We start from the raw sequence: 17,748 nt of genomic DNA on the forward strand, positions 1-17,748 counted from the left end.
ATGAATTCTTACTTATTGCTGCAACAGCAAAACCTTTGTTTTGCAGACCTTCCGCCAGCTGGCGGACCACTCGGCCACAGCGCCAAAATTTGATGCAAAAGTAGAGAAAAAGAGCCATCCATATTAAATGGATGGCTCAAATTTTCAATGATTATTTCTCCTCTTCTTTCTTAGCTTTGGTAGTCTTTTTAGGAGCAGACTTACCTGCATCTTCCATTTTGTTTTTCAGTGCTGAAAGTGCATCCAGGTCACCAAGTGTAGACTTTTCAACCTCTTTGTTGATCTTGTCTAGTGTGTTACCTTTCTTGCCACCGCCAGTAGTCTTCTTAGCAGATGCTGCTTTTGGTTGCTCAGCATCCTTATCCCAAACAGAAGTATGAGAAAGAACGATTCTCTTATCATCTTTAGAGAATTCAAGTACTTTGAATTCTAGTGTTTCGCCTTCAGCCGCTTGCGAGCCATCTTCTTTTTTGAGATGCTTAGGTAATACGTGCCCTTCAAGTCCGTAAGGAAGCTCAACAGTCGCTGACTTATCCGTAACGCTAGTCACTGTACACTTGTGTAAAGACCCTTTAGTAAATACCGTTTCAAATGTATCCCAAGGATTTTCTTCAAGGTGCTTATGACTTAGTGCGAGTCTTCTGTTCTCAACATCAAGTTCCATCACTTTTACTTCTAGATCTTCACCAACCTTTACAAATTCAGATGGGTGCTTGATCTTCTTGGTCCATGATAGATCTGAAACATGAACAAGACCGTCGATACCTTCTTCAAGCTCAATGAATAGACCGAAGTTAGTAAGGTTACGAACTGTTCCTTTATGCTCAGTCCCAACTGCGTACTTAGTCAGCACGTCTTGTTTGGTCCATGGATCTTCAGTAAGCTGCTTAATGCCACAAGACATTTTGCGTTCGTCTCTATCGATTGTGAGAACTACAGCTTCAATCTCATCTCCTACATTCAAGAAATCAGAAGGATTTCTCAAGTGCTGAGACCATGACATTTCAGAAACGTGAATAAGACCCTCAACTCCAGGAATGATTTCAAGGAATGCACCATAATCAGCAACATTCACAATTTTACCTTTCACTTTAGATCCTACGTCGATATCCTTATCAAGTGAATCCCAAGGATGATCTGTAAGCTGCTTCATACCTAGAGAAATACGTTGCTTGTTGTCATCGAAATCCAACACAACAACGTTTACTTTCTCATCAAGAGATAATACTTCTTCTGGGTGATTGATTCGGCCCCATGAAATATCTGTAATGTGAAGTAGTCCATCTACACCTCCAAGATCGATGAATACACCGAAATTGGTCATGTTTTTGATAACTCCTTCCAATACCTGACCTTTTTCAAGGTTATTTAGAATTTCAGCTTTTTGCTCTTCTAGATCTTTCTCAATCAAGACTTTATGAGATACTACAACGTTATCATTCGTGTAGTTGATCTTCACAACTTTAACTTCCATTGACTTACCAACAAAAACGTCAAAGTCTCTAATAGGCTTCACATCGATCTGTGATCCCGGAAGGAAAGCCTCTACACCGTATACGTCCACGATCAAACCACCTTTGGTTCTTCGCTTAACGAATCCTTCGATTACTTCATCATTGTCAAGGGCACCCTGGATTGATTCCCATGCCTTAACAATTTTTGCTTTTCTTCTTGAAAGAACGAGCTGACCATTAGCGTTTTCTTGCTCTTCAATATATACCTGTACTTCATCACCTGCTTTAAGGTCAGGGATATCTCTAAATTCTGAAAGAGACACCAAACCATCAGATTTGAAGCCAATGTTTACGATTACTTCTCGATCAGTGATTCCTACTATTGTTCCAGAAATAAGTTCTTTTTCAGTGATTTCCGTAAGAGTATCTTCATAAAGCTTCTCCATTGCTTTACGATCTTCCTCAGAATACTCATCTTCAAAGCCTCCTTCAGTATCAAAGTCAAAATCATCATCTTGCTCTTCAATTACTGGAGCAGGAACTTCTTTCTTTGTTTCTTTTTTAGCTTTAGGCTCTTCTTTCTTTTCTTCCTTCTTCTCAGCCTTTGGCTCTTCAGTTTTAGCTTCAGCTTCTACTTTTTCTTCTTTCACTTCCTTCTTCTCTTCCTTTTCAGGCTCAGCTTTTGCCTCTTCTTTTTTCTCAGCTTTCGCTTTGGTCTCTTTCTTCGCAGTTGTTTTAGAAGCAGTCTTTTCTTCCTTTACTTCTTCTTTTTTGTCATCTGCCTTTTTGGTTGCTGCTTTTTTTGTAGTTGTCTTTTTTGCAGCAGTTGCTTTTGCTTTGGTTTCTTTCTCCTCAGCTTTTGCAGTTTCTTCTTTCTTTGCCATAATAAAAAATGACTCCCGTTAGGTACACTGTGTTAGTTGGAGTCAGCACTAACCAGCATTTTTGTTAAACATTACTCCTGCAAACTTTACAGGAGCCTTCCATTTTGGAACGGAGCGCAAATTTAGGGAATTTGATTCATAAAACCATTCATAGGGTTAACTTTAAGCATTATTCTAAACCTATACATCTTATGAAATACATTCAACTGGTAGTTCTTGCATTAATTATCATTTCCTGCAAAAAGCCTGAGCCACAATTAGCAGCTGATACGGTTATTACAAATGGTCCGATATATACTATGGATGCCGATAATCCACAGGTTGAGGCGGTAGCTATTAAGGCTGACACTTTTTTATATGTGGGTACGAATGAAGGTGCTGAGGCTTTTATAGGAGCTAAAACCAAAACCATAGACTTACAAGGAAAGACCATGACACCCGGATTGGTTGAAGGACATGCTCACATTATGGGTGTAGGTTATAACCTCTTGAATGTTGATCTAATGAAGGCAAAATCTTATGATGAAGTAGTAGAAATGGTAAAAGAGCGAGCCAGTAGTACACCAGAAGGAGAATGGATAATCGGACGTGGTTGGCACCAGGATAAATGGGTAGAGCAACCCGAGTTAACAAATGGATTTCCAACGCATGATCTTTTGAGTGAGGCTGTCCCGAATCATCCTGTCTACTTAAAACATGCAAGTGGCCATGCCGCTTTGGCAAATTCCAAGGCGATGGAGATGGCTTTAATTTCCAATGAAACTCCACAGCCTTCTGGTGGTGAAATCTTCAAAAGTGTTTCAGGTTCACCGACAGGCATTTTTAATGAAACAGCACAAGGATTGATTACCAAAGTAATTCCTAATAACACGAAAGAAAATGATGAAAAAGCTCTTCAGTTAGCATTGGAGGAATGTTTTAAATATGGAATTACAGGGTTTCATCAAGCAGGTTCTGGTCCGGACCATATAAATCTTTATAAAGAATTTGCTGAACGTGGTGATCTAAAATTACGACTTTATGTAATGCTCAATGGAAGGGACGAGGGGCTTCTTGATGAATACTTCTTGAAGGGCATTGAAGAGGATCTTTATGATAATCAGTTGACCGTTCGCTCTGTGAAATTATATGCCGATGGGGCGCTTGGTTCGAGAGGTGCATGGTTACTTGAGGAGTATTCTGATGCGCCAGGAGTGCATGGGCATAATGTGATGCCAATGGATGAAATTGAAGAGATAACTAAAAAAGCCTACAAGGCCGGATTTCAGGTTTGTGTTCATGCCATTGGAGACAGGGCCAATAAAGAGGTATTAGATATTTATGAAAGAACTTTCAAATTATACCCGGAAGGAGCACCAAAAGAACCCAGATTTAGGATAGAACATGCACAGCATTTTCACCCTAATGATATTCCTCGATTTGCAGAAATGGGTGTTATCCCTTCAATGCAAGCGATTCATATGGCATCTGATAGACCTTGGGCCATAGACAGACTTGGACAGCAACGAATTGAGTGGGGTGCGTACATGTGGCAGACTTTATTGCAGTCGGGTGCACGAATCGTGAATGGCACAGATGCTCCGGTTGAACCAATTACCCCGTTAGCAAGTCTTTATGCATCTGTCAGTCGGAGAACACTCAAAGGAAATCCTGAAGGAGGGTTTGAGCCATCTGAAAAAATGACGCGAGAGCAGGCCTTAAGATCATATACATTGGATGCAGCTTTTGCAGCATTTAGAGAAGATAGAAAGGGCAGTATTGAAGTTGGTAAATGGGCTGACCTAACAGTTTTTGATAACGATTTGATGACCATTCCGGAAGATGAGATTCTTTCTACTAATGTGAAGATGACTATCATTGGGGGAGAAATTGTTTACGAAGCAGAATAACCTTTTTATAGCTTGATTGTACAGAAGAATGTTTCTTTAAGGCCTTATAATACGTTTGGGCTTAATGAAAATGCAGGATTTCTTGCAATAGTTGATTCAATTGAAGATTTGGATGAAATTTATCAGACCGGTAGATTTCGTGCTCAAAAGAAGATGATCCTTGGTGGTGGCTCTAATGTACTCTTTACCAGAGGTTTTACAGGTGTTGTGGCTAAGAATGAAATAAGAGGTATTCAGGTTCAGAATGAAACAGAGGAAGACGTGTTGGTTTCTGTGGGAGCGGGCGAAAACTGGCATCAATTCGTGCTTTGGTGCGTGGAACATAATTATGGTGGAGTTGAGAATTTATCCTTAATTCCTGGTACAGTCGGAGCTGCACCAATGCAAAACATTGGAGCCTATGGCGTTGAGCTAAAAGATGTTTTTCACTCCCTTGAAGCATATGAAATAAAGACTGGAAAAACACTTTCTTTTTTCAGGGAAGATTGCAAGTTTGACTATCGATTCTCCATATTTAAAGGTGAACTGAAAGATGATTATGTAATCACAAAAGTATTTTTTAAGCTTTCAAAAAAACCTGAATTCAACATTTCATACGGCGCTATCAAATCAACGCTAGAAGAGATGGGCGTTGAAGAGCTTACCATTAAAAATGTAAGTCAGGCAGTTATTAATATTAGGCAGTCAAAATTACCTGACCCGATGGATATTGGTAATGCAGGTAGTTTTTTTAAAAATCCTGTCGTAGAGAAGCTTCATTTTGAAGCACTAGAAGCCGAATTTCCTGACATAAAATCTTATCCACTAGATAATGAAAATATAAAGGTCCCTGCTGGCTGGTTGATTGAAAAAGCAGGATGGAAAGGATACAAAGACGGAAATATTGGTGTTCATGAGAAGCAGGCCTTGGTGCTGGTGAATTTCGGAGAGGGTAGAGGTAAAGATATTTTCAAACTGTCTCAGCAAATTCAGAAGTCAATTCAACAGCAATTTGGTATTGAGCTTGAGCGAGAAGTAAATATCATCTAGTTAGCCTGCCTTAAAATCAGTTTTATATATGATCATTGGGGTAATAGGAATCCCATAAAATTTAACAGTCTTTCCATTTATTGATGCTCCAAGCGATAATAATAGTTTGACAGTTATATCTCGAGCGTCAATAACTATGCGATCAATGTCTTTTTCAAATAGGAATTCGAATGATTTCACTGCTAATTTCTTTCCGAATCCATGACCTCTGAAAATGGGATCAACCGCAAGCCTTCCCCAGTGCCAATCATCGGTATCTTTCCAGGCAGCTACTGTTCCAATGATTTGTTTGTTGTTTTTTGCACACCACCAATATTGCTCATCGAATGGAAGTGGGATTAATTCTTTTGGAATATTTTGTTCTCGGGTAAATATTTCCTCTAGAAAAGAATAAACTTCATTCAATGCAGATTTTTCAAGTTGAACAACCTCAAATTGAACCATGATACAATTTTACCTCAATTCAGGAAACTTAGCAGGCACTGAATATTTACTAAAGAATATGTCGTTATTTTCGAGGCATGACTGAACAGCCTATTTTTATCATTGCTGTACTTTTCTTTTTAGTTTTTCTGAGTGAGTTTCTTTGCAAACACACATTTCTCAAGCATATCAGCAGCTCTTTATTGGTAATTATTCTTGGAGCCATTGTCGCTAATATTGGACTGATTCCATCGGCTTCTGATTCCAGTCCTGTCTATGAAAACATTTTTGGTTATGTAGCTCCTGCGAGTATTTTCTTTTTATTACTAGGTGTTCAATTGAAAGAACTAAAAAAGGCTGGTCTGCCAATGCTCCTGGCTTTCATTTTAGGAAGTTTAGGTACAATGATAGGTGTGATTGTAGCTCTGAATGTTATCGATTATGAGCAGGTATTTGGGATAAATGCTGCAGCAATTGCAGGTATGATGACAGGCACTTATACAGGTGGCAGTGCAAACTTTAATGCGGTTGCTTTACACTATGAAGTGTTTCGTGAAGGAGCTGTTTATACTGGGGTGGTAGTGGCTGATAATATAATTACAGCAATATGGATGATTGTCACATTGAGTTTACCTATTGTAATGCAAAAGTTACGACCTCATTCTGTCACTCAAAGCGGAGAAAATCATGATCACGAATTAGAAAGAGAGGTTGAGGAGGTTGGGCCGATGAGTTTGTCTTTAATGCTTCTGTTGGGAGCTGGTACATTGCTCATTTCAGATTGGCTTGCAAGCATGTTTTCTGATTACGGCATTGGTATTCCTTCCATTTTAATTTTAACGACTATTGCTTTAATTCTTGCTCAATTTAAACGGATTCAAATTATGCCTGGGGCAAAACTTCTTGGGATGTTCTCAGTCTATCTGTTTTTAGCCGTAGTTGGCGCATTTTGTGAAATTGGAGCTTTAGTAGATGTTGGAGCCCATGCATTTGATATTTTCTTCTTTACAATAATGATTGTGTTGATACATGGATCTTTTCTTGTTCTCTGTGGACTAATATTCAAGTTTGATTGGTCCATTATCGCCATTGCATCACAAGCAAATATTGGAGGAGCGAGTACAGCGTTGGCGCTTGCTAAAAGTGTTAAAAGAAATGATCTCATTCTTCCAGCTATTCTTGCAGGTTCATTAGGATCAGGACTCGGTACATACCTTGGTTTTCTTGTTGCAGCATTTTTGGGAGCCTAAAGAAATGAAGTCCGTAATCTTTTTCTTATTAATTTACGATTCCTGAAAGCGATAATCACCCTTATATGCCTAGCTCTTCAAAAAAGCTTAAAAAGCTAATTATTAAAGATTATCAAATCCCACAATCTCGATTGATTGGTCATCAAGTTTTGGTAGCAACAAATTTGATGATGATGATTGTCATTTTGATCGAACTATTCTTTGATCTCAGCGCAACCAGCCTGTCATTGCTCATTCCTAGTTTTCTGGTAAATCTGATCTTGCTAATTATTTCTTTTGCAAAGCGATCTATTAAATATCTGGAGATAGCGCACATCATGGTGCTTTATCTTATTGTTGAAATTCACTTTTTCGTAAATCCTGGGGTATTTCACATATTGGTTTATTGGATGCCATTTTTACCTATGCATGCATTGATTACTAAGGGGATGAATAATTCAAAATGGTGGTTGCTAATTACTACCATCACCATTTTATTGAATGGATATTATGGACAGGAGGTCATTGGCAATGACTATGTAATCATATCCAATTACATCAAATTCACTAGTGCAGGATTACTTTTTTTACTATGTATTTATGCTGGGTTTTATCTTCTCTACTATTTGCTAGGTGATGCTTACGCCAAAACAAAGGATAAAAATGATGAGATTGAACGATTGAACAGTGAACTTCAAAACCTAAACGAATCGTTAGAGGAACGTGTACATGAACGTACTCATGATCTAAATGAAAAAAATAACCGCCTTGAACGAATTGCTTTTATGAATTCCCATGAGGTGAGATCTTCTATATCAAAAATTATAAGTGCTTCTGATGCTATGACTATGGACGAAGAGAAAAAGGAGCAATTAATTACTGTAATTGTAGATTCATCTAAAGATTTGGATGAAGCAATTAGGGCAATGAATAAGGAGATTGAGCAGAATTGAACATGATGATCAAAAAAAGCCAAACCTTACGGTCTGGCTTCATTAGGTTGGTCATTGCTTCATCATTTGTCGACTTCCATTTCAATGGAAGTGTCCATTGGGTCTTTGTTTTTCACGTGCTCATCCAGCCATGCATCCTGCTCCCACAATACATGCATGATACTTTCTTTTGCTCGATAGCCGTGACTTTCTTTAGGTAACATCACCAGTCTTGCTGGACCCCCTAGCCCTTTGAGAGCATTAAAATAGCGCTCACTTTGCATTGGATAAGTTCCTGAGTTGTTGTCAGCTTCACCATGAATCAAAAGAAGTGGAGTCTTCATTTTGTCTGCATGCATAAACGGAGACATAGTGTAGTATACTTCAGGCGCTTCCCAATATGATCGCTCTTCTCGCTGGAAACCAAAAGGAGTAAGCGTTCTGTTGTAGGCACCACTCCGTGCAATGCCAGCTGCAAAAAGATTAGAATGACTCAACAGATTAGCCACCATAAATGCACCATAAGAGTGACCACCTACTGCTACTCGTTCCCGATCGATGTAGCCCATTGCATCTACAGCATCTATTCCTGCTTTAGCATTAGCTACTAGTTGCTTTCTAAAGGTGTCATTTGGTTGTTCATCTCCTTCTCCGATAATAGGGAAGGCAGCATCATCCAGAACCACATAACCTCTGGTTACCCAAAACACAGGTGAACCATACCAAGGATAGATAAATTCATTGGGGTTTGTTGTATTCTGACCAGCACTTGCTTTGTCCTTATACTCAACTGGATATGCCCACATAACCATTGGCATCTTTTCTTTCTTTTCTTTGTCATATCCTACTGGAAGATATAAAGTGCCAGTTAGTTCTACACCGTCTTCACGTTCATAGGTAATTACTTCTTTCTCAACTTCCATCATTGCCTTAAATGGATTTTCAAACTGCGTGATTGGTTTGAGCTCCATCTTTTTCTTGATGTTGCGAACATAATAATTAGGATACTCCGTTGGTGATTCTATGCGCACCAGAATTTCTCCTTTACTCATATTAATTGCATCGACTAGATCTTCGACCTTATCCGTATATGCTGATTGATAGAGCCGTGTGGTTTTATTGTTCTCTAAATTCAACTGATCCACAAAAGGGAATTGCCCCTCATCGCTGAATCCATCACCCATCAGGTATGCATTACTTCCATCCATGGATAGTATGTATTGATTCAATTTGTTCTTCGCTGTTACAAAATTTCCCGGATCACTATAGGCATCCTGATAGTTTCTATCAAACAATATTTTGGGTTCCACTGAATTGTCTGATGGGTTGAAAAGGTAGGTTTTAGTATTTCTGTTATCAAACCAATAGTCATTAGCAATAGCCACATTATCATTTCCCCATGTAATACCTGAAAATCTATTTTTCATTTTCATTAGAGATCGTGCTTCACCTGTAAAGGGGGCCGGAAGTTCCAAAGCTTCATCATGAAATTCAACTTCCTTTGCAGGATCTCCCTCGTCAAGTGCTTGAGCCCAAACTACTGTTGCTGGTTTATCTGCACGCCAACTAAACCCTCTTGGTTTGTCAGTGGTAGACATGAATCCTTTAGGTCTAACTTCATCCACACCATTGTCCAATAGCATTTTAACTTGCTTTCCACTTTTATCATAAATGGCTGTCTCAGAAGCAAATCTGTAGTATGGCACCAGGTATGAAAAAGGCCGCTTTACCTTGGTGATCAATACATAATTTCCATCAGGTGAGTAATCCATTCCCCGATACATACCAGTATCCATCCATTTTGACATTGTGCCATCCAGAGATACTTTGAAAATCGCAGCTCTTGCCAGCTGTTCAAAATTTTTCTCATCCACAGGATTTTTTAGTAAATCCTGATAAGTTCTATTTTGAGCTTTTTCTCCAGTACTTGTGCTTACAGTTGGTCCAGTCGGAACAGCAGTATTGGTATTGATTAAAGGTTCACGGTCATCAGGTAACATTTTTACCAACATACTTTTACTATCTATTGACCACACCATTGGCCAGCCCAGATTTGCATTTGCACCAGCGTTGCTTAATTTCTTAGCCGCTCCTTTTATGACATCCAATACCCATATCTCTACACCTGAAGATGTTGTATGAGTGAACGCCATCTTGCTCTCATCTGGTGACCAACTGAAATAAGCCATTCGGGGGTTATCAGGCAAACCTGTCACTTGCTTTGCATCCTCGTCAAAAGCTTTTTTTACTTTGACGTTATTATAGAAAGTTGTCCGACTGCCAATGTTAGTCACTGGATTGATTCGTAAACCACCCAGTCTGAGTTCTTCTTCGGATAACTCTGCTATTGATTTATAAGCATTGCGATAGAGTAATACTACATTTTCACCTTTGTTATCGATTCTTACCCATGGTGCAAGTGGTGCATCGATCAATTCTTTAATTTCCTTAGGTGGTTCCTGATATTCCAGACCTCCTTGAGCAAAAGTCCCTAGTGTTAATAAAGACAATAGGAGACAATTCATGATATTCTTCATAGTCCAAGCTGTTTAAATTGATTAGAGCTTTAAGATAGAAAAAGTTGATGGTAGAAGGCTAACCGTTTATATAATGGTGAATGCAATTAAGTGAGGTAGCATTTTCCGTTTTTATAAACAAAACAGAATATTATCTATTTAAAATGAGTTTATTAAAAATAAAATACTAAAACATAGTTTGTATAGGTATAATAACGAATTATAATTCCGTATTAGATGTATGCTTAAAATTTTATCGGGATGCGATTTTTGCATCATCAAAACACTTAAGGAATATTTCCAAACACCAAAAAATGAATATGAAAATGATTAAGAAAAAATCAATGGTTATTGCATTAATGATCATGGTAAGCCTAACTTCAATTGCTAACGGAACTTCATCAATCGGAGATGCTAAAGCGATGGTCAAAGTAGTTCCAGCAGGAGAAATGATTCGGCTTTATTATGCTGGGGTCTCATCAGAAAGTGTAAAGCTTGTAATTAGAGATGAAGAAGGTGATCTAGTTTACAGAGAAAAAATCAATGCTGGTTATAGCTTCCAACGAGCTTATAACATGTCGAATTTACCTTTCGGTACCTATGAATTTCAATTAATTACTGGACAGGAAACAATCAGTCAGCTCGTTGATTACGTAAATCAGCCTGAAATATCACTTGACTTTTTCGTTAAATCACTTGATGAAAACGGTACTAGAAAAATGGTACGAATTCCTGCTGGCCAAATTGAAAAAGCAAAAGTTACTATCTACAGTAATGTTAATGGTATGCTTTATGAAGAAGTAGAATCAGTAGAAAATGGAATGGCTAAAATCTACAGACTTGATAACGCTAAGCCTGGTGAAAAACTAGAGGTTGAAGTTAAGTCTATCAAATAAATACATAAACATGTTTAATTAAAAGCTCTTTGCATTTGCAGAGAGCTTTTTTTATTTGGAGCCTATCTACTTTTAATATTCATGTAATTGTACGGTTAATAGACAATTTCAAAATTGCTTCAAAAAGGCATTATAAGTTTGCTTAATGAAACTATTGCTGGTAGAAGATCAGGATGAGCTCTCTTTCGGAATTCAAAATTACTTTTCTAAGGAGGGGGATGTTTGTGAGGTTGCTCCATCTTTTTCAAAAGCAACTGAAAAGCTTTACGCATTTTCATATGATGTACTCTTACTGGATCTAATGCTTCCGGATGGTGATGGACTTTCGCTACTAAAGGTTGTAAAGGAAAATTGGCCGGACATGGGTGTGCTCATTATTTCCGCGAAAAATGCATTAAATGATAAACTTCATGGGTTAGAACTCGGAGCTGATGATTATTTGCCTAAACCTTTTCACTTAGCTGAATTAAACGCACGAGCCAATGCCATCTTCAGACGAAGAAAACAAGAAGGAAAGCATTCGCTTAACTTCAACGAAATAGAGCTTAATTTGAATAGTCAGGAAGTTATTGTAAATGGTACTGTTCTTGACCTGACTCGGAAAGAATATGAGCTTCTCCACTATTTTATTGTCAATCAAAATCGACTATTGACAAAACAAGCAATTGCGGAGCATTTATGGGGTGACTATATGGATACAATGGATTCCTTTGATTTTGTGTATCAGCATATCAAAAACCTAAGAAAAAAGATTTTGGCAGGAGGAGGAAAGGATTATTTGAAAACAGTGTATGGCGCGGGATATAAAATGAAGGATGAATGAATCTCATTGTTAGAATTACCATATTGTTCGTTTTTGTATCGCTCATTGTATTTCTGGTCGGTGGGGTTATAAGCTATAATGTAATGATGCGAGAAGTGAATTTCGAGCAGAAAAGATTTCTAACAGAGCGCTTGGAGCGTATAGAAGCACGGCTGGAGCGAAGACCTGTTCAAGATACACTGCAGTGGTCAAAATTAACCGTTATTAGGCTTGAGGACCTTGCTGAAGAATCCACCGTTTTTTCTGATACCATTGTTATGCACAGTCAATTGGAGCGTGAAGAACCTCACCTCAGGCTGGATGCAATTCGTACAATAAATGGAGTCAGCTACGAAATAAGCCTTTTTGATATTATTATAGAAGCAGATGATATCCGAGATGGATTGGAAGAGTCACTTGTTACTATGTATCTAATACTTTTAGCTGCTGTTCTCATCATCGGTTTTTTAGCTTCCTATTTTATTCTTCGTCCATTCAATCAAACACTTGATGTCATCAAGAATTTTTCTCTTACTAAGCCGGATCAAAAACTGAAGTTTCCCAAATCAAGTGTAACAGAATTCAAAAGGCTCAATCATTTTTTGGAAGAAATGACGAGTAAGGTTAAGTCTGACTATCAGTCCTTGAAAGAGTTTTCAGAGAATGCCTCGCATGAATTTCAGACTCCTATTGCTATTGTGCAGAGCAAACTGGAGGTGTTGCTTGATGGGGAGAACCTAAGAGAGGAACAAATTGAACAAATATCTTTTGCTCAGAATACGATAAAAAGGCTTAGTAACCTGAGTAATGCGCTGGCTCTTTTGACCAAGATTGACAATCAGGAATTCGCTAACGTTTCGGAAATCAATCTTTCTGAGACACTCAAAAGAATGCTCGAAGAGTTTAAAGAGCTAATTGAGCTTAAATCAATAGAACTTGTTGTGGATGTAAACGAAGGAATTACACTAAGGGCAGATTTGGTTTTAATTGAGCTGTTAATGACGAATCTGATTAATAACTCCATCAGGCATAATTGGGAAGGAGGGAATATCAAAGTTTCTTTAAATGAAGAATCATTGAAGATCACCAATACCGGACCCAAACTTGAGATATCTGGTGATCAACTTTTTGAGCGATTTAAGAAGTCCAATCAAAGTGCTAAATCGATGGGGCTGGGACTAGCTATCGTAAAGAAGATCTGCGATTTATACAGCTATGAGATCAATTACAAAAACGATGACGATATGCATACCATTCATGTCCGTTTTTAACCACAGATAGAAGAATTTAAAAACTTCAGAATTGCTTCAAATTTCACTCAAACATGCTTCAAAGTATATTGTTTCTTTTGTATTATGAATAAAAGAGGACTATTATCATTCGCGCTGTTACTTATCATTTTTATTGGGTTTGGTCAAGCCCCAAAAGCAGTGGCAGCCCCGAAATTTGCCATTAAAGGCAATTTAGTAGACGCAAGTAATCAACCCGTAGAATTCGCAACAGTAAGTGTATTTAGCGAATCAGACTCCACACTTATAACTGGTGGTCTTACAGATGTAGATGGCGTTTTCAATATTCCTGTTGAACCAGGTAATTACTACATCAGAATTCAATTTATGGGATTTAAGGATGTCACCGTTTCCAAGATTGAAATCAACAAGGAAAACAAAATATTTAATGCCGGTCCATTAGTCATTCGTGAAGATGAGAAGCTTCTTAATGAAGTAGTAGTGCAAGCTGAGCGTACCGAAATGGAGCTTACTCTGGATAAAAAAGTATATAACATAGGCAAGGATCTTAGTAATCTTGGAGGAAGTGCCTCTGATCTATTAGCCAACCTTCCATCGGTGGAGGTAGACGTTGATGGAAATGTTGCATTGAGGGGTAGTCAAAATGTGCAGATTCTGGTAGATGGTAAGCCGTCCGGCTTGGTTGGATTATCAGGGACAGGAGGATTGCAGCAGTTACAAGGAAACCTTATCGAGCGTGTTGAGATAATTACTAATCCATCGGCGAGGTATGATGCAGAAGGGGGCGCGGGTATAATCAACATTATTTTAAAAAAGGATCGAGCAAAAGGGTTTAATGGAAGCTTCCAAGTGCAAGGAGGTATTCCAGCGAATAATGGAGCTAGCGTCAATGTGAACTACCGTACAGGATGGATCAATTGGTTTGTTAATTATGGTGTAACAGCACGAACATCACCAGGACTGGGATATACAAACAATTCTTTTAATAACCCTGCGAGAGATACCATTTACTACATTAATCAGGATAATGATCGGGAACGAAAGAGTCTTTCTCAAAATATTCGCTTTGGGTCTGATATCTATTTTAATGAGAAAAATGTACTGACACTGGCCGCTTCCTATAGAAATTCAGATAGCGACAATACCACAATAACGGGTTATGAATTCTTTAATAGAAATCAAGTTCAGTTTTCTGATCGACTAAGAATTGATAATGAAGATGAAGAAGATCTGAACTGGCAATATGAACTCAACTATAACAGAGATTTTAAGAGAAAAGGACAAAAACTAACATTTACGCTGCAACAGCAAGATAGTGAGGAGACCGAGCGATCATTATTTGATGATGTTACAAACTATTCTGATGGTTCTTCAACTGAATTGGCTCAGCGAGCTAGAAACGATAATGGAGAAGATAGGCAGTTAATGCAGTTGGATTACATCCATCCGTTCGGTAAAGATGCTAAACTGGAGTTAGGCACTCGCTACAACAGTCGGACCATCTTCAATAACTACATCGTAGAGTCTGACTCATCCGCAAGTGGATTGGAACAGAATTTTGAAGAGGTTGTGGATCTAACAAATAACTTCTCGTTTGAGGAGCGAATCTTTGCTTTATACGGAATTGTCAGCAACAAATATGAAAAGTTTTCATGGCAGCTCGGCTTGAGAGCAGAAAATACTAACTTGGATACACAGCTAATACCACCTAGTGCCGAAGAGGCGGATAGTGAAGAATATGAGCCAAATAGCCAGAACTATTTTAGCTTATTCCCAAGCGCAAACCTTACTTACAAGTACAGTAAAATTTCATCACTCCAATTAAGTTATAGTAGAAGAATTTCACGTCCTAGATTTAGAAATTTAAATCCGTTTATTACTTACAGTAATCCTTTGAGTTTATTTACGGGCAATCCTGATTTGAAACCTCAATTCACAGATTCGTATGAGCTTGGGATTTTACAGAACAGACAATCATCCACAATATATGTAGGGCTTTATTATCGATACACCACCGATGTGGTTCAAAGAATACAACGCACAATTGAAGAGGGTGTAACTGAAAGACTTCCGGTTAATCTTGGTGTTAGAGATGATATTGGTATTGAGGCGAACATTAATTATGATGTGAACAAAATGCTCAGATTTAATAGCAATATTAATTTCTTCAACTCTCAGACAGATGGTGGAGAAACCTTGTCGGCTGAAGCAACAACGGTATCAACAAGAACTGGAGCTTTTTACAGAAACAGAAAGCTTTTTAATGCTCAATTTTCATGGTTCTATCGAGCCCCACAAAATAGACCTCAAGGCACCAGTAAGTCCATTCAAAGTTTCGATGTGGGTTTATCTAAGGATGTTTTTAAGAATAATGGAACAATTGCTTTGAATGTTAGGGACCTATTTAACACCAGGAAATATAGAGGTGAAACCATAACAGAAACGTTCACAACAGATTCGGAATTTCAGTGGAGAAGGGGACCGACGGCAGTGGTTTCATTCACGTATCGTTTGAATCAGAAAAAACAACGTTCTAGAGGCGGAGACAGAGAGTATGAAGGTGATATGGATGAGTTTTAGTAGAAAATTGAGTAGGTAGTAGGACCCTCCTTAGCTATCAAGCGGGAGGGTTTTTATTTAGAATATCTGATGACATGTGTCTGTAAAATTTCACTTTCTTTACCAACATAATTAAGCTCCAGATTTAAGTAATTGTCAGACCAGGAGATATCTAAATGAGCAAAATTAGGCTCATAAATGATGTTCTTCTCCCTGTATTGATTTGGCTCATCTTCCTCGTCATCCATTGGACTTGTCAGACTACTGGAAGTAAATTCATACACAGGGTATTTTTGATCACTTAATTCAATACGGGACACTTCGGAGATGTGCCGATCACCAGAAAGTAGAATCAGAGGGCTTTCAATGGACGAGATTGTATTTAGAAACCTTTTGTATTCCTGAGGAAAGTTTGCCCATTTTTCGAAGACATGTTCTTTTGGTATAACTTGAATTCCAGAGCAGACAATGAATAAATCAATATCAGGCTCTGAAAGTTGTTGTTCAAACCAATTCCACTGTTCGTCACCCAATATCTTACCAGTTGGGTTGATGATTGCTTCCTTTTTTCCTGGAGCGGGCCAATTCCATTTTAAAGAATCACGGAAATAGCGAGCATCTAAAAGTATGATTTTGATGCGCTTGTTACCTTCAAATAAATACGATTGGTAGGCTCCCTTTCTATTTCTTGCAGGATGATTTTCGCTGATATCCAGAAAAGAAAACATGGCCTCTTTGCTTGCATCTTTGGCGGGAAATTCTTTTCCTCCATCGTTATCACCATAATCATGATCGTCCCATATTCCGAGTACTTCTGATTTTTCTAATAATTGCTGATATCCTTTGTGCGATTTTTGCATATTGTACTTAGACTTCATGACCTCCATGTTCTCAGTATCACCATAGATGTTATCTCCAAGCCATATCCAGAGGTCCGGTTCCAAGTCGTTTACTTCACTCCATAGCTGCTTTTCTGGTAGATTTTGCCTGCTGCAGGATCCAAAAGCGATTTGTGATAAATTTTTCTCTATTTCGATATCTGCTTGCTGAGCAGATACAAGGTTTGGCATTGCGAAGAGGAGAATTATTAAATATTTCATCGACTGAAATGTAATTAATTATGAGGAGTTGTGTATTAGGTAAGAGGCACGAAAAATGATCCTGTGATTAAAGACAAAACGAAGCGTTTGGGAAAAGAGGTTTTTAGTGTTTATGCTAAAAAGAGAGCAATCATTGGAATGGATGGCTTAAGAGGACTTATTTTAAAAGGTTATAATGCCATTACAGGAAATGATTTGAAACCGTTCCCAACACTTGAAGAAGCCAAAGACTATTTGGTTTATAAGTTTTACACCAGTTCAGTCACATTCTCAAGATTCCCTTCATACTTTTCCACTTGAACTCCAAAACGTCTAAGGAAGTCAACACCTTCATCACTAGCAATTCCTTTATACTCAGCGTAAGACTTTAGAAAAACTACCTTTTCTATTTTCATCGTATAGATGATTCTTGCGCATGCAATGCATGGGGAGAGTGTTACATACAATGTTGCACCAGCGACATCAGTCTTATTCTTTACTGCGTACAGAATTGCATTTTGTTCAGCATGGAGAGCAAGCGAACAACTCCCTTTCGAATCTCTTGGACAACCTTGCTCTGGCCACTCCTGGTCACAGTTATGTGTACCCGATGGAGGTCCATTGTATCCTATCGAGATAATACGGGTATCTTTTGCTAAGACGGCTCCCACATGTCTTTTGATGCAATGGGATCTTTTGGCAAGATTTACTGCCAACTCCATGAAAATATCGTCAAATTCCGGTCGCTCCATACTGCGAAATTAAGCAGCTGAAACCGAAAACAAACCAAATACATAATTCACATG

13 protein-coding genes are annotated in these 17,748 nt (G+C 38.3%); 8 read left to right on the plus strand and 5 right to left on the minus strand.

All coding sequences use genetic code 11. The features are described 5' to 3' along the window. Positions 1 to 151 precede the first annotated feature (151 nt). Entirely contained in the window at positions 152 to 2,338 is a 2,187-nt protein-coding gene (gene rpsA, locus ACOMC3_RS04980) for a 30S ribosomal protein S1 (protein WP_420318428.1), read from the minus strand. Positions 2,339 to 2,529: 191 nt separating this feature from the next. Here rpsA and ACOMC3_RS04985 point away from each other — a divergent pair, with 191 nt between their 5' ends. Both ACOMC3_RS04985 and murB read left to right on the plus strand, forming a co-directional pair. Next, entirely contained in the window at positions 2,530 to 4,227 is a 1,698-nt protein-coding gene (locus tag ACOMC3_RS04985) for an amidohydrolase (RefSeq protein ID WP_420318429.1), read from the plus strand. Between the two features lie 12 nt (positions 4,228 to 4,239). Further along, positions 4,240 to 5,256 (plus strand): UDP-N-acetylmuramate dehydrogenase, encoded by a 1,017-nt coding sequence (gene murB / locus ACOMC3_RS04990; RefSeq protein WP_420318430.1) that lies wholly within the window; start codon positions 4,240 to 4,242, stop codon positions 5,254 to 5,256. Here the strand turns inward: murB and ACOMC3_RS04995 are convergent, their stop codons facing one another. Continuing rightward, positions 5,257 to 5,700, minus strand: a complete 444-nt coding sequence (locus ACOMC3_RS04995; protein WP_420318431.1) for a GNAT family N-acetyltransferase — start codon at positions 5,698 to 5,700, stop codon at positions 5,257 to 5,259. A 77-nt stretch (positions 5,701 to 5,777) separates the two neighbouring features. Between ACOMC3_RS04995 and ACOMC3_RS05000 the strand changes: the two genes are divergently transcribed. Together ACOMC3_RS05000 and ACOMC3_RS05005 are read left to right on the plus strand one after the other, a co-directional pair. Beyond that, positions 5,778 to 6,929: a DUF819 domain-containing protein gene (locus tag ACOMC3_RS05000; protein WP_420318432.1), complete on the plus strand. Its 1,152-nt coding sequence runs from the start codon at positions 5,778 to 5,780 to the stop codon at positions 6,927 to 6,929. Between the two features lie 65 nt (positions 6,930 to 6,994). Continuing rightward, a complete protein-coding gene (locus ACOMC3_RS05005) occupies positions 6,995 to 7,861 on the plus strand; it encodes a hypothetical protein (protein ID WP_420318433.1) in 867 nt (288 codons plus the stop codon). 62 nt (positions 7,862 to 7,923) lie between these two features. Here the strand turns inward: ACOMC3_RS05005 and ACOMC3_RS05010 are convergent, their stop codons facing one another. Next, on the minus strand, positions 7,924 to 10,377 hold the full coding sequence (locus tag ACOMC3_RS05010) for a S9 family peptidase (RefSeq protein WP_420318434.1): 2,454 nt from the start codon (positions 10,375 to 10,377) through the stop codon (positions 7,924 to 7,926). 305 nt (positions 10,378 to 10,682) lie between these two features. Here ACOMC3_RS05010 and ACOMC3_RS05015 point away from each other — a divergent pair, with 305 nt between their 5' ends. The 4 genes from ACOMC3_RS05015 to ACOMC3_RS05030 all read left to right on the plus strand — a co-directional run bounded on the left by ACOMC3_RS05015 (position 10,683) and on the right by ACOMC3_RS05030 (position 15,884). Then, complete coding sequence (locus ACOMC3_RS05015) at positions 10,683 to 11,252, plus strand: hypothetical protein (RefSeq protein WP_420318435.1); 570 nt, start codon at positions 10,683 to 10,685, stop codon at positions 11,250 to 11,252. Between the two features lie 145 nt (positions 11,253 to 11,397). Next, positions 11,398 to 12,075, plus strand: coding sequence for a response regulator transcription factor (locus ACOMC3_RS05020; RefSeq protein ID WP_420318436.1), 678 nt, complete (start codon positions 11,398 to 11,400; stop codon positions 12,073 to 12,075). After that, entirely contained in the window at positions 12,072 to 13,325 is a 1,254-nt protein-coding gene (locus ACOMC3_RS05025; protein ID WP_420318437.1) for a sensor histidine kinase, read from the plus strand. Before ACOMC3_RS05020 ends, ACOMC3_RS05025 begins: the two co-directional genes overlap by 4 nt. A gap of 84 nt (positions 13,326 to 13,409) precedes the next feature. Then, the gene (locus ACOMC3_RS05030; RefSeq protein ID WP_420318438.1) at positions 13,410 to 15,884 is read left to right on the plus strand and encodes a TonB-dependent receptor domain-containing protein; all 2,475 of its coding nucleotides are present in this window, start codon (positions 13,410 to 13,412) and stop codon (positions 15,882 to 15,884) included. A 53-nt stretch (positions 15,885 to 15,937) separates the two neighbouring features. Here ACOMC3_RS05030 and ACOMC3_RS05035 read toward each other — a convergent pair whose 3' ends face one another. Both ACOMC3_RS05035 and ACOMC3_RS05040 read right to left on the minus strand, forming a co-directional pair. Then, entirely contained in the window at positions 15,938 to 16,963 is a 1,026-nt protein-coding gene (locus ACOMC3_RS05035) for an alkaline phosphatase D family protein (protein ID WP_420318439.1), read from the minus strand. 248 nt (positions 16,964 to 17,211) lie between these two features. Then, positions 17,212 to 17,694, minus strand: coding sequence for a deoxycytidylate deaminase (locus tag ACOMC3_RS05040; protein WP_420318440.1), 483 nt, complete (start codon positions 17,692 to 17,694; stop codon positions 17,212 to 17,214). Positions 17,695 to 17,748 lie beyond the last annotated feature (54 nt).

Source organism: Ekhidna sp. (assembly GCF_965212185.1).
In the GTDB taxonomy this organism is placed as follows: Bacteria; Bacteroidota; Bacteroidia; order Cytophagales; family Cyclobacteriaceae; genus Ekhidna.